We start from the raw sequence: 13,339 nt of genomic DNA, 5'->3' as shown, positions 1-13,339 counted from the left end.
AATATATGAGGCGTGAGAAAAAAAGATTCAATCGGAATCGGCTGAAAGGTGCTTTTGAATCCGCAAGGCTAAGCGCAGCCGCAATGTTGCGTCAGAATCTTTTAGGCTGATTTGAAGCAGTTCTTCACATTTCTCCAGTCGATAAATCACAGTGTTGCGATGAACAGATAAACGTTTGGCTGTTTCTGAAATGTGGCAATGTGTTTCGACATAAACAGATAAGGTGTGGAGAAGGCTTGGATCGGCTTGTGGTTGTTCATATAAAGGGTGGAGATACAGCTCATAGAATGTTGTTAAATCTTTTGGTGGGATGAGCTTCAGTAAATCTGACACATCCTTTGCTTGATAGAACTGAATATATTCAGCTCGTAATGAGAGCTGGCCTGATTGCAGAGCATGGGCAGCTTCACGGAATCCTTTCGGTAGATCGGTGATGAGACAACTGCTTAAGCTCACACCAAAGGAAATCGTGGTATTCACATGGTGTTTAATAAGGATCTGCATTTGTTTTAAAAAAGAGCAGATCGATTTGTTCATTCCCTGCCACCCGCCAGTCTCTTCTATAAGGAAGATGCCGATATCTCCTTTGATAAAAAGAAAGGCGGGATATGGACAGTGCGAAAGGGTGCTTTCAAGTAAAGCAAACACATCATCTACAAGGCTTTGCTGCTTAAGGAAACAAGTGAAATGATTGCTCTGATCGAGCTGACAGACGATACATAGATAGGAAATCGTTGTGTTTAATCCAAACATGCGTGCCAGGCAGGCGACATCTTGCTCTGAGGAAATCGTGCCCTCCATCCATTTGCGAAACCATTCATTTTTGGCTCGCTCTGTAGATTGCTTGATGGCATGTTGTTTGATGCATGAAATGGACAGTGCATTGACAGCTTGTTCAATTGTCAAATATAGCCCCATGTCGTCTTGAGGATGAATGAAGGCGGGAACGACTAAATAATCACAAGTTTGTTCGTGTATATAGATAGGAAAAACAGAAACGCTTTCTTTTGAATGAACCATAGAAAAATAATGCTGCTGCGTACTGTGAAACAAGCGGAGCATTTGTATCCAATCTGGGTTTGTCATACCTTGGGGTGAGGTGAAAAGAATACGTCCATACTGATTGATCAAATAGACAGGCTGATGAATTCTTTGGGCCACTTTTTGCAATACTTCAACATGATGATCGACAATGTTCATATCCACTCATTCTCCTTTTTTTAGAGCTGAAGCCTTTGGTGAAGATGAATAAAAAAATGGACAATCGCTGTCAAAGTCTCTGATATAAATGTTATGTTATCAGCTCCATTCAATTTAGATAGAAAGTTGTGATGTAATATCACAAAAAAGATGGCAGGGCAAAATCACGTCACATCAGTCATCTTCATTCAGAAAAATGGGTAAATATGATATGTTGTAGACAGAAGAATTTCTTTCAGAAAGATGGGTATCCCAAGAAACAAAAACTTTCAATGGGAAAACCCGTTTAGACAAGCAAGTGGCAAGAGGTGAGATAGATGATTTATATCGGATTAACTGGCTGGGGAGATCATGACAGTCTGTACCCGCCGAGAATCGGCAGCTCTCAAAAGCTGTTTCACTACGCATCAACGTTTCCCATTGTGGAACTGGATGCAAGCTTTTATGCTGTTCAGCCTGAGCGCAACCATGAAAAATGGATAAAAGATACGCCAGACGCCTTTCAATTTGTCGTGAAAGCATATCAAGGAATGACCGGGCATCAAAGAGGCGAGATCCCGTTTGCTTCAAAGGAAGAAATGTTTGACGCATTTATTCTTTCACTGACTCCTCTCATTCGTGCAGGGAAACTGGCGATGGTTTTGTTTCAATTTCCACCATGGTTCGATTGCAAAAAGGAGCACGTCCACTATTTAAGATGGTGTAAGGAAAAGATGGGGGACATTCCTTGTGCACTTGAATTCCGAAACCGGACTTGGTTTTCAGACGAGTTTTATGAACAAACCTTATCCTTTATGGAGAAAGAAGGGTGGATTCATTCCGTCTGTGATGAACCGCAAGTCGGAGAAGGTTCTATACCGCCAGTCATAAAAGCCACACACCGTGACAAAACATTAGTCCGTTTCCACGGAAGAAATAAACAAGGCTGGCTTCACCCGGCAGATCATGAGAACTGGCGTGAAGTTCGTTACTTATATTTATATAATGAAGCTGAACTAAAGGAATGGAAAAAGAACCTCGACATCCTGCATCAGCAGTCGAAAGATGTATATGTCGTATTTAATAATAACTCAGGCGGAGATGCGGCAGCGAATGGCCAGCAAATGATTGATTTGCTGGATTTGACGTATTCAAGCTTATCTCCGAAGCAGTTAGATTTATTTAGTTAAACGAGAGCTGCGGCTTTCAACCTGAACGAGACGGTTCAGTGACAACTTGAGGGAGAGATCAACATGCTGCAGAAGCTATGGTTATATCATACAAACGACTTGCACAGCCACTTTGAAAATTGGCCGAAAATTGCAGCTTATATTGAAGAAAAGCGTCAAGTTCACGATCAGATGCTCTTATTTGATATTGGCGATCATATGGATCGAGTAAATCTTGTATCAGAAGCTGATTATGGAAAAGTGAATGTCAAACTCCTCAATCAGCTTGGCTATGATGGAGTCACAATTGGTAATAATGAAGGCATTACGCTGCCTCATGAGCAGCTCGACCGCTTGTACGAAGACGCACAATTTTCGGTGATCTTATCTAATTTATTTGAAAAAGGCAAAAGACCATCGTGGGCAAAGCCTTATGAAGTGATCATGTTGAAAAATGGCCTGAAGATTGCCGTCTTAGGGGTCACCATTGCGTATACACCTGTCTATGAAAAGCTGGGCTGGGACATTACAGACCCATTTGAGAGCATACGGGAGATGCTGCAAGAAGTGAAAGGACAAGCCGATGTCATTGTTCTTCTTTCCCATCTAGGCATCATCCATGATCGAGAGGTAGCCCATGACTTCCCGGAAATCGACATCATCTTAGGCTCACATACGCATCATCTTTTAGAACAGGGCGAGATGGATAATGGAGTTCTTCTTGCATGTGCTGAAAAGTATGGGCATTATATTGGCTGTGTCGAGCTGACCATTGATACAGCGAGTAGCGAGCTGATCGAGAAAAAAGCGACGGTGCAATCAGTTGACCAGCTGATCAGTGAATCCGATGAAGCGATCACGACTTTACAGAAAGCAGAAAAAAGAGCGAAGTCACTCATGCAGGAAAAAGTGACATCTATTGAATCGAAGCTCGAAACAAAGTGGTTTGATGACTCCCAGCTTCCGCAGCTTTTAACAGATGCCATTAAAGAATGGTGCGATGCAGATATTGGCATGATGAATGCAGGGATGGTGCTTGATTCATTAGAGGCTGGCATCGTCACAAGAGAAGACATTCATCGGATATGCCCGCATCCAATTAATCCAATCCGGGTGACGCTTACTGGGAAGCAATTGATCGAAACAGTGTCTCGTGGCTGTGAAGAAAAAATGGAACAGCTGCGGATCAAAGGTTTTGGCTTTAGAGGAGAATTGATGGGGAAAATGCTATACAGCGGTCTGACTTATTCATTAGAAGAGGGCGAAGCCAAACGAGTAAAAGAGGTCTATATAAACGATCAGCTCGTCAAAGAAGATGATTCCTATACAGTTGGCACAGTGGATATGTATACACTTGGTTCTCTTTTTCCTCCTATACGTGACCATGATCACATTGAATATTTCATGCCGGAATTTTTACGTGATGTCCTGAGCTGGCGATTGAAGGACGCAAAGTGAAATCCGCTCCAGCCTAACAACACTTGCCCTCCCTTCACATAGATTGTGTTGAAGGGAGTGAAGGGATATGGTGAATTTAACACCTATTACAATTGATGGCCATTCCTTTACAGCCGTCACCGTCAAACTGCCAAAGACCAATTTCATGGCAGTGACAAATGAGCATGGTTATATTATGTGCGGTGCACTTGATGTCGGGCTCCTAAATGAAAAGCTTGCAGATAGAGGAATCATCGCAGGAAGAGCAGTCGGTGTAAGAACCATCGAGCAATTGCTGGATGCACCTTTAGAATCTGTGACATATGCCGCTGAGTCGCTCGGCATTCATGCTGGCACAATTGGAAGAGATGCATTATTAAAAATGGTGAAATAAAATGAACAGATGATTCCTATCCCCCCGCCTGTCTGCATACACTTGTAATGGAGAAGGGGGGATTTTTTATTGAGATTGAACCGCCGTTATCGCCCCTATAAAAAGGGCCCTCTGCCATTTCGTTATGTCATGCTGCTTGCCATATTATTTTTTGTGCTCTCAACTGTCATTAGCCTATTCTTCATCAATCGTTCCATTAAACCGACTTTGATTCACATTGCTGAACTAGAAACAGAACGAATCGCCAATCATCTCATCCAATATTCTGTTCAGGATTTTGCAGATGATCAGGAGAATATGAAAGATATGGTTGTGATGAATACAAGTGAGAACGGAAAAGTGACAACCATCGACTTCAATGCGCAAGCAACATCGAAAGCAATGGCTGACCTGTCACGTCACCTTCAAAAAAATCTAGAGGACATTGAAAAGGGGAATTTTCAAAAAGAGGCAAAAGAAGCATTAAAGGATCAAACAGATGGACATGACGGCATTATATATAACATTCCGCTTGGGCAAGCGTCCGGAAATGCACTTATCGCCAACCTAGGACCAAAAGTACCTGTACGATTTAGTGTCATTGGTGACCCGCATACAGACGTTGAAAAAAACATCAAGCCATATGGCATTAACAATGCCTTGATTGATATTAGTGTGCTCATTGAGGTGAAGGTGAGAGTCATCATCCCATTCGCCTCAGAAACCATCGTCGTCAAAAATTCCGTGCCTGTCTCCATCCAAGCCGTTCAAGGAGACGTCCCAGATTATTATAATGGCAGCGGAACAAATTCAGGCGCTCCATCGATTGTTCTGCCAGAGAAAAAGGAGAAGAAAGAATAACAGCCCAATGGACGAATTGGGCTGTTTTTTTCATACGCTGTGATTGCATATAGTGTTTTTGTGATGAACGTTTTGTTGTTACGAAACAGACAGTCTTGTCCTTGCATCATTTTCATCGGTGATATAGGTCACGTCTTCAAATCCACATTCAACTGCATTCTTGTATAGCCATTCAAGTGTTCCCTTATGTTTGCAATAGATCGTGACATAGGAGCAATCAGCCACTAAAAGAACAAGCTCGCATTGGCTTTCAATAAATTCTTCATAGGACTCAATATGAGACAGTGTCCCTTTTGGATACGCTTGTAAACCGGCGGAAATCGTATAATATGTCTTGTTTTCAATGAGGTGTTTGAATTCTATACCCTCTATTTCTGCTTTACCTTCAGGAAAAAGTTCTTCATCTTTTTTGCCATCAACTAATATATTCGAGTCTTCGGTATCGATTCGCCAGCTGAATTCGGTGATGTCAATTGGTTTTAGCACTTCTCCAAGGAAGACTCCATATTCATTTGGAATGGTAAAGGTCATTCCTCTTTTCAAAAAACCCCCCCTAACTCTTTGTGAAGTAGTCTTTCATTGGCTCATCATATCCTAATTAACCACTTGATTCCATACGGATCACGTGCCATGATAAATGTTCATTGTTTTCCTTTTTTGAATAGTGTAGCTATCCTGAAGGCTGATTTTTCACGATCGTCTGTTATGAAAGTGAGAGGAGGATTTGATTGATATGAAGAAAATTCATGTAAGCGGATTTTGTTTTTTAGTATTTGCCATTGTATTTAGTGCTAAATATATGTCAGCATCGATATTATTAGCTGGGAGTGACAGTTTGAGTGTCGACTTATTTAGAGGGATGTTTGACATGATTCCACTAGAAGTAACAGTGGTGTATCTCCTTTTTTTCATTATGGGTATTCTTTTTTTAATTTTAGGATTGAAAGAGAAGCATAAGCAGTAACAGTAGACAAGGAAATGTTGATACATATCAAAAGGAGAAGCAAGCGGAATCGCTAAACTTCTCCTTTTATTTAACGACGTTTCCGCTCGGCTCTTTCCCATGCCCTTAAATGAGGGTAAGGATCAAACGACCATTCAGTTCGTCCATTGTCTTTATACATGCCGTAATGAAGGTGTGGTGGGAATTTTCCTGCTGTGCCAGGTGGACCGTAACCGGAGCTTCCGACTGATCCGATGACTTGACCAGGTTCTACAATCTGCCCAGCTTTGAGTCCTTTTGCAAAGCCATTTAAGTGAGCAAAATAATGATAATGATTATGAATATCTCGAATGCCGATCCGCCAGCCGCCAAAGCGGTTCCAGCCTTTCATTTCAATCACGCCGTACGATGTCGCACGAACAGGAAGACCGTAATGAGCAAAAAGATCAGTGCCCTCATGAATTCTTCTGCCTCCAAAGCCTCTCGCATCACCCCATGTACTCCTGTAGCTGTAGTCAGCGCCAACCGGAAGAGGAAACGCATGCTTTCCAAGGTCAAGATGGCCGTAATGCTGATAGAGCTTCATAAAAGATGAAATAATTCCAACGGTTTGATCACGTCCATAATAATCCCACAGCCCAATTTTTAATTGATCGATGCTGCTGCCGTAATGGAGCAAATACTGAGCAAACGTGAACAGGACATCTTCATCGTTATCAATTTCCGCTTTTCCATCCCCATTTCCATCAAGCCCAATACCGTCGAACACTTTAATACTTAATGGAGAGGTATCCTGCTTATTTGGATTTTCTGGCCCCATCCACATTTCCCGGGGAATGTAGATACCAATCACACCTGTTTGTTTTGGTAAATCTCTTCTGCTTTTGCGTATATTGTGTTCATACTGATCAACTGCAGCAAGTACATACCACGGAACCTGTGTGGTGATGGCTATCTTTTCATACAGTGCCATTCGCTGTTTTAATTCATCAGGCTGTTTGTTTGCCCCTTGTGCATGGACTGGTGCGGGAATCATTGAAAGAGCGATGATGATCGCTAAAACCACTTTCACAAACGTCCATCTCCTTTCATCGAACAATCTCTTCTACCGTTTAGTGTGGTTTGATCACGTTATTTCATAAGAAGAAAATGTTAGTAATTTTCTTCTGTTCTTTTAGGAGTCTTTTGGGTATTTTTGCAGCTCATTCCCTTGTTGTTCAATCTGTACTATGTTAAAGTGTCTAAAGAAAAGGCCTTAGGCCGAAGATTCATTTTTTTGCGGCAACAGCTGCATCCATCGTATATAGCAGGAAGATGATTGTATATGCACCTTTAACGAATTCATATGGAGATGATGGAATTGGCAAAGAAGGAAGAGCACGTAAGAAAACCGGACTGGCTTAAAATTAAGCTGAATACGAATGAAAACTATACCGGTTTGAAAAAAATGATGCGGGAAAACAACCTACATACCGTTTGTGAGGAAGCGAAATGTCCGAATATTCACGAATGCTGGGCAGTGAGAAGAACTGCTACATTTATGATCCTCGGATCTGTTTGTACGCGCGCATGCCGTTTCTGTGCGGTGAAAACCGGACTTCCTACTGAGTTAGACTTGCAAGAGCCAGAACGCGTGGCAGATTCAGTGGCTTTGATGAATTTAAAGCACGCTGTTATAACAGCGGTTGCAAGGGATGACCAAAAAGATGGCGGAGCAGGTGTATTTGCTGAAACTGTTCGTGCCATTAGAAGAAAAAGTCCATTCACAACAATTGAAGTTCTCCCTTCAGACATGGGTGGCAATTATGATAATTTGAAAACGTTAATGGATACACGCCCTGATATTTTAAATCACAATATTGAAACAGTACGCAGGTTAACACCAAGAGTTCGTGCACGGGCTACATACGATCGTTCATTGGAATTCTTGCGTCGTGCAAAAGAAATGCAGCCTGACATTCCAACGAAATCAAGCATTATGATTGGACTCGGTGAAACGAAGGAAGAAATCATTGAAGTCATGGATGATCTTCTTGCCAATAACGTGGACATCATGGCAATTGGTCAGTACTTACAACCGTCGAAAAAGCATTTGAAAGTGCAAAAATACTACCATCCAGATGAGTTTGCAGAGCTGAAGGAAATTGCCATGTCAAAAGGCTTTAGCCACTGTGAAGCTGGACCGCTTGTCCGTTCTTCTTACCATGCAGACGAACAAGTAAACGAAGCGTCTAAGAAGCGTCAGGCGCAAGCATAACAAAGAAAACGCCAGAGCTCTCTGGCGTTTTTTCTCGTATTAATTTTGGCCGTAAGGTGCGTTTCGTCTCATGGTCCGATCGGAATTCGTCATGCCATTGGCATCTTCTTTCGTTGAAATATCTCCGCCTTGAGGAGAGTATTTCATTTGTTGAATCGTTTTCGTTAAAATTTGATCAAAATCACGTGAATTGGTTTGAAGACGTGAAAAATTGGCAATGGATTGAAAGTGCTCTGGGTTATCAGAGACGTACACATGATAATAACGAGGGAGAACAGAAACCGCTGTTTTTTTCACTTGATCGGCTGATTCATCTCGGTTTTTGTTGCCTGTTCGATACACAATGAGGGCATCCTCGTCTGTGACAAGTGTTGCTGCATCCTTTATATTTGGCAGCTGGATGGCTAAACTTGTAATCACGTGGGCAAGGTGCTCACGATTTAAAGCAGGGGTTCTTTCCTTCTGATCGGTTACTTGCTGGCGCTGATAACGAACATAGCCTGCTCGATTCGTATCTGCTTCTGGCATGTTGGAATTATTTCCTTCATGACGATCAGACAGGCGGATTGTCTTGCTGGAAGAATCTTCATCTACTTGCCGGTTCATGCCTGATTGAAAGCCGCACCCGCCTAAAAGCATGCATAGGAGAATAGTGGCTGTCAGTTGTTTCATCATAAATGTGACCTCCTTTTTTCTTTAGCTTCGGCTAAATCGGAAAAAACATGCTTTAGCAATTGATGGAGTTGTTCCAATGAATTATCATTAAAGGTGGATCGTTTAAAAAGAGGTGAGAAGATGATCGTCATTCAGAATGCTACCTTTGATCTTGTCAGAGAAATCAAAGACGGCTTTGATGAGGAAGCGTTTAAAGCAAGGTACTCAGATATTTTAAATAAGTATGATTATATTGTGGGGGATTGGGGCTACAACCAGCTTAGGCTGAAGGGGTTTTTTGATGACCAAAACCAAAAGGCCACATTCGATACAAAAATCAGTACACTCGATGAATACATTTATGAATACTGTAATTTTGGCTGTGCCTATTTTGTCTTAAAGCGGATTAGAAAATAACGCAAAGGGGAGCGTCGTGATGTATTTCGTAGACAGAAAGAAGATTGAAGAGACATTACGTTTTTTTGAGGAGCAATATAATTTGATGCGCAGCCATCAAACATGGTCAAGTCCTTTAGAAAAAAAAGCGCTAGAACGAATTGTTCATTTGCTCGTCGAATGTATTCTTGATACAGGAAATGATATGATTGACGGCTTTATCATGCGGGACCCAGGAAGCTATAACGACATCATGGATATTCTTGTGGACGAAAAAGTTGTACCAACAGAAGAAGGCACTCACCTGAAAAAACTGGTCTCGTGCCGTAAAACACTTGTTCAGCAATACCAAGAAGTGGTTCATCACGATTTGTTGCAGGTCATCAGTGAGGTAGAACAGGCGCTGCAAGTCTTCCCGAATCGAATTCGCACTTACTTGGAGCAGGAGCTTGGACCAGTATCAGCGTTTAAATAAACCATTGGAGTTGTAAGCAGCATGAAATACAAAGGCTATTTAATTGATTTAGACGGGACGATGTATAAAGGAACAGAAAAGATCGAAGAGGCGGGGCAATTTGTTCACAAGTTAAATGAGTTGAACATCCCTTATTTGTTTGTCACGAATAACTCTTCGCGCACACCGAAGCAAGTAGCAGAGAAACTCGTTTCATTCGATATTCCAGCAACGGAAGAACAAGTCTTTACAACAAGTATGGCGACGGCAAACTATATCGCAGAACAAAAGAAAGATGCCTCGGTGTATGTGATTGGAGAAGAAGGCATTCAGCAGGCCATTGAAGAAAAAGGCTTGTCGTTTGGTCAAGAAGACGCTGATTTCGTTGTCGTTGGAATAGACCGCGGTATTACATATGAAAAACTAGCGGTAGGAGCCATTGCGATCCGTCAAGGTGCACAATTTGTTTCAACAAATGGGGATATTGCCATTCCGACAGAAAGAGGGCTGTTACCTGGAAATGGATCGTTAACATCTGTGCTGACGGTAACGACAACAGTGCAGCCAACATTTATCGGAAAGCCAGAGTCTATCATTATGGAACAGGCCATGCGGGTGCTCGGGACAGATTTGTCAGAGACGCTCATGGTGGGCGATAACTATGATACTGATATTATGGCAGGGATGAACGCAGGGATGGATACACTGCTTGTCCATACAGGCGTCACGACAAAAGAGCTGCTTCGGAAATATGACAAACAGCCAACCTATGTCATTGATTCATTATCTGAGTGGATTGAACGATTATCTTAATGAAAAGAGGACAAGCGTGAGACGCACGTCCTCTTTTGTGTTTTATTCTGCATTTCTCGCACTATGTGCCAGTCTGCTTGATGCTGCCGCAGCAATAGCACCGACAATGTCATCTAAAAAGGTGTGGCATTCGCCTGTGGATTTATCGTTGAGTTTCCCAAGAATCCCTGGTTTTTCTTTATCGATATATCCGTAATTTGTAAAGCCGATGGAGCCATAAATATTAACGATGGCAAAGGATAAAATTTCATCCACTCCATATAAACTTTCATCTGTTTCAAGAATGGATTGCAGCGGTTCTGTCAGCTTTTTTTGCTCGGCGAGAACGTCTAGTTCAACGCCTGTTAAGATGGCATTTTGGACTTCACGTTTTGCGATGACACGTTCCACATTGTGGATGCACTCTGTCATGTCTAAGCCAGGATGATATTTTTCCTGTAAAAAGAAGACAAGGTCTGCTATATCTTGAATGGTTACGCCTCGTTCTTGTAAACGGCGTCTTGCTGTTTTTTCTACTTCGTTCATCTCATGATGATGCGGCATGTTCCTCACCCAATCCTCGTAATTTGTCCACAACGTGTGAAAAAGCTTCGGATAGTAAATAGTATTCATAAATCCCTCAACCTGCGACTACGATATGATAAGAGACTGATTTTATGAACGCAGGTGAAATCATGAAAGAAACCATTTATCACACATTTGGTATTGATGTGCGTCAATTTATGCCATATGGCAGTTATCAGAGCTTTCAAACGGCGAAAGCTCTCTTCATCATTGTTCCCGTGTCTCATTTGCGAGAAGAAGAACTCACAGAGCTTTATCATATCAGTCAGTATTTACTGAATGACGGTGACCCATACGTTGCCGTGTTTGAATTAACAAACGAAGAGAAACCGACCTTTACCCATGGAAAAGAACTGTACGCTCTATTAAAGGCAGCACCACGGGTCACAAGCCGCTCATTTCAGCACGCACCAGAGCTGGCGGCCTTTCACGTCAGGGGGAGAGGATTTCCTTATGAGGTGTCTGAAACAAAACGTGTCGGAGCTTGGAAGGAATTATGGGCAAAACGGTTAGACCAGCTGGAAGGCTTTTGGATGCAGCAAATGCATCAAAAACCACTTGAACGATTTGAAAAGAAATTCATTGAATCCTTTCCGTATTATCTTGGATTAACGGAAAATGCCATTCAATATTTAGTGGATACAGAGCTTGATGATGAACCAAAAGAATGTGATTCAGGTACTGTTTGTCATCAGCGATTTTCACGTATGACCTGGCCACATGAGCAGCCGCTTCGTTTACCTGTTGACTGGGTATTTGACCATCCAACAAGAGATATCGCGGAATATTTAAGAGAAACCTTTGTCCAGCATAAGGAGGATTTAATTGAAGAGGGATTTTCCTTTTTGCAGCAATATGAGCAGGTTACGCCTCTTTCATCATTTTCAAAGCGTCTGCTGTACAGCCGTCTTCTGTTTCCGCTTCATTATTTTGAAATTGTCGAAGGTTATTATATGTCAGGAGAAAATGAAAAATCTTATTATGAAGAACGATTAGATTACGTTTTAAATGATGCGAACCGCTACGAATATTTTCTCAAGGTGTTTCAAGAATTGAGTGCCATGCGCAGCGGTGGGCATCTCATTCCTCCTGTTGGATGGATTCATCAATCCGCTGATTTGAAGTTTCAGTGAACAGACGAAACGTCTCTTTTCTCTTGAGACGTTTTTCGTTATGCTTAAAGAAATCAATCAAAGGAGTGTTCTTCTTGACGAAACCGTATGTCTATATCACAAGAAAGCTTGATGAAACAACACTTACACCATTAAAAGAAGTCGCTCATATTGACATGTGGACGAGCGAGGATGAGCCGTGTCCAAGAGAAGAGTTAGAAAAACAAGCGGCTCAAGCAGATGGGCTGCTCACGATGCTGTCAGATCAAGTAGATGAGGCACTTTTATCAAATGCTCCAAATCTAAAAGTGGTCGCGAATCTCGCGGTCGGCTATGACAATATTGATCTAAAGGCAGCTAAAAAGCACGGGATCACGGTATGTCATACACCGGACGTCTTAACAGAATCGACGGCTGATTTAGCCTTTGCGCTTTTGATGGCGTCAGCAAGACGAATTGTCGAAGCGAGTGATTGGATTAAGGATGGGAACTGGACAGGCTGGGGGCCGCTTCTTCTAGCCGGTGCGGATGTGCATCATAAAACGTTAGGGATTGTCGGAATGGGCAGTATTGGAACCGCACTTGCCAAGCGGGCAAAAGGTTTTGATATGAATGTTCTTTATCATAATCGTTCAAGAAAGCCAGAAGCAGAAGCGCAGCTAGGTGTGACCTATGCCGCATTTGATGAGCTGCTTACGCAGTCTGATTTCATCGTTTGTTTGACGCCTTTAACGCCTGAAACGAAAGAAATGTTTAATAAGAAAGCATTTGAGCAGATGAAGAACACGGCTTACTTCATCAACGTTTCCAGAGGGCAGACGGTAGACGAAGATGCTTTATATGATGCTGTCACGACAGGAAAAATTGCAGGAGCAGGTCTGGATGTATTTAGCAGGGAGCCTGTCAGTCCGGATCACCCGTTAACGACATTACCAAATGTGACAGTGCTTCCTCATATCGGAAGTGCGAGTGTTGAAACGAGAAAAAACATGATGCATTTATGTGCTGAAAATATTGCGCTTGTCCTGCAAGATCAGCAAGCCAAAACGCCAGTTCAGGCGTAATCTCAAGCTTCCCGGCTTCGGGAGCTTTTCTCACAAAAATATTTTGAAAATATAGAATCTTGA

Annotated in this window: 16 protein-coding genes; 11 read left to right on the top strand and 5 right to left on the bottom strand. The window is 42.2% G+C overall.

Features of this window, described 5'->3' with window-relative positions; translation table 11 throughout:
- Positions 1–27: 27 nt before the first annotated feature.
- The gene (locus NST57_RS16175) at positions 28–1,200 is read right to left on the bottom strand and encodes a helix-turn-helix domain-containing protein (protein WP_142155922.1); all 1,173 of its coding nucleotides are present in this window, start codon (positions 1,198–1,200) and stop codon (positions 28–30) included.
- Between the two features lie 317 nt (positions 1,201–1,517).
- On the opposite strand from NST57_RS16175, the gene NST57_RS16170 reads away from it, so the two are divergent.
- From NST57_RS16170 to yunB, 4 genes are all read left to right on the top strand, one after another.
- Positions 1,518–2,369, top strand: coding sequence for a DUF72 domain-containing protein (locus NST57_RS16170; RefSeq protein WP_008346854.1), 852 nt, complete (start codon positions 1,518–1,520; stop codon positions 2,367–2,369).
- 63 nt (positions 2,370–2,432) lie between these two features.
- The gene (locus NST57_RS16165; RefSeq protein WP_341298871.1) at positions 2,433–3,806 is read left to right on the top strand and encodes a bifunctional metallophosphatase/5'-nucleotidase; all 1,374 of its coding nucleotides are present in this window, start codon (positions 2,433–2,435) and stop codon (positions 3,804–3,806) included.
- A gap of 67 nt (positions 3,807–3,873) precedes the next feature.
- Entirely contained in the window at positions 3,874–4,179 is a 306-nt protein-coding gene (locus NST57_RS16160) for a YunC family protein (protein ID WP_007500404.1), read from the top strand.
- A gap of 69 nt (positions 4,180–4,248) precedes the next feature.
- The gene (gene yunB / locus NST57_RS16155; protein ID WP_007500406.1) at positions 4,249–5,019 is read left to right on the top strand and encodes a sporulation protein YunB; all 771 of its coding nucleotides are present in this window, start codon (positions 4,249–4,251) and stop codon (positions 5,017–5,019) included.
- A gap of 78 nt (positions 5,020–5,097) precedes the next feature.
- Here the strand turns inward: yunB and NST57_RS16150 are convergent, their stop codons facing one another.
- Positions 5,098–5,562, bottom strand: coding sequence for a DUF2691 family protein (locus tag NST57_RS16150; protein ID WP_142155920.1), 465 nt, complete (start codon positions 5,560–5,562; stop codon positions 5,098–5,100).
- Positions 5,563–5,752: 190 nt separating this feature from the next.
- Here NST57_RS16150 and NST57_RS16145 point away from each other — a divergent pair, with 190 nt between their 5' ends.
- On the top strand, positions 5,753–5,983 hold the full coding sequence (locus tag NST57_RS16145) for a hypothetical protein (RefSeq protein WP_142155919.1): 231 nt from the start codon (positions 5,753–5,755) through the stop codon (positions 5,981–5,983).
- A gap of 70 nt (positions 5,984–6,053) precedes the next feature.
- Here NST57_RS16145 and NST57_RS16140 read toward each other — a convergent pair whose 3' ends face one another.
- Complete coding sequence (locus NST57_RS16140; protein ID WP_341299232.1) at positions 6,054–6,998, bottom strand: M23 family metallopeptidase; 945 nt, start codon at positions 6,996–6,998, stop codon at positions 6,054–6,056.
- Positions 6,999–7,322: 324 nt separating this feature from the next.
- On the opposite strand from NST57_RS16140, the gene lipA reads away from it, so the two are divergent.
- On the top strand, positions 7,323–8,219 hold the full coding sequence (lipA, locus tag NST57_RS16135; RefSeq protein WP_008360456.1) for a lipoyl synthase: 897 nt from the start codon (positions 7,323–7,325) through the stop codon (positions 8,217–8,219).
- Between the two features lie 39 nt (positions 8,220–8,258).
- On the opposite strand, the gene NST57_RS16130 is transcribed toward lipA, so the two are convergent.
- Positions 8,259–8,894 (bottom strand): YhcN/YlaJ family sporulation lipoprotein, encoded by a 636-nt coding sequence (locus NST57_RS16130; RefSeq protein ID WP_007500413.1) that lies wholly within the window; start codon positions 8,892–8,894, stop codon positions 8,259–8,261.
- A 120-nt stretch (positions 8,895–9,014) separates the two neighbouring features.
- Here NST57_RS16130 and NST57_RS16125 point away from each other — a divergent pair, with 120 nt between their 5' ends.
- Genes NST57_RS16125 through NST57_RS16115 form a run of 3 tightly spaced genes read left to right on the top strand, consistent with a single transcriptional unit; the run spans position 9,015 to position 10,536 of the window.
- Positions 9,015–9,290, top strand: a complete 276-nt coding sequence (locus NST57_RS16125) for a YutD family protein (protein ID WP_008346837.1) — start codon at positions 9,015–9,017, stop codon at positions 9,288–9,290.
- 19 nt (positions 9,291–9,309) lie between these two features.
- Positions 9,310–9,744: a HepT-like ribonuclease domain-containing protein gene (locus NST57_RS16120; protein ID WP_142155917.1), complete on the top strand. Its 435-nt coding sequence runs from the start codon at positions 9,310–9,312 to the stop codon at positions 9,742–9,744.
- Positions 9,745–9,765: 21 nt separating this feature from the next.
- Complete coding sequence (locus NST57_RS16115) at positions 9,766–10,536, top strand: TIGR01457 family HAD-type hydrolase (protein WP_142155916.1); 771 nt, start codon at positions 9,766–9,768, stop codon at positions 10,534–10,536.
- Between the two features lie 42 nt (positions 10,537–10,578).
- Here the strand turns inward: NST57_RS16115 and NST57_RS16110 are convergent, their stop codons facing one another.
- Positions 10,579–11,079, bottom strand: coding sequence for a phosphatidylglycerophosphatase A family protein (locus NST57_RS16110; protein WP_029575457.1), 501 nt, complete (start codon positions 11,077–11,079; stop codon positions 10,579–10,581).
- Between the two features lie 113 nt (positions 11,080–11,192).
- Between NST57_RS16110 and yutH the strand changes: the two genes are divergently transcribed.
- Positions 11,193–12,233 (top strand): spore coat putative kinase YutH, encoded by a 1,041-nt coding sequence (yutH, locus tag NST57_RS16105; protein ID WP_007500419.1) that lies wholly within the window; start codon positions 11,193–11,195, stop codon positions 12,231–12,233.
- Positions 12,234–12,307: 74 nt separating this feature from the next.
- Positions 12,308–13,276 (top strand): 2-hydroxyacid dehydrogenase, encoded by a 969-nt coding sequence (locus NST57_RS16100; RefSeq protein WP_025207920.1) that lies wholly within the window; start codon positions 12,308–12,310, stop codon positions 13,274–13,276.
- The last annotated feature ends 63 nt before the right edge of the window (positions 13,277–13,339 follow it).

Origin of the sequence: Bacillus sp. FSL M8-0077, assembly GCF_038050255.1 — a bacterium.
Taxonomy (GTDB): domain Bacteria; phylum Bacillota; class Bacilli; order Bacillales; family Bacillaceae; genus Bacillus; species Bacillus altitudinis.
Note: the sequence above shows the minus strand (reverse complement) of the source record. Positions and strands in the feature narration are given on the sequence as shown.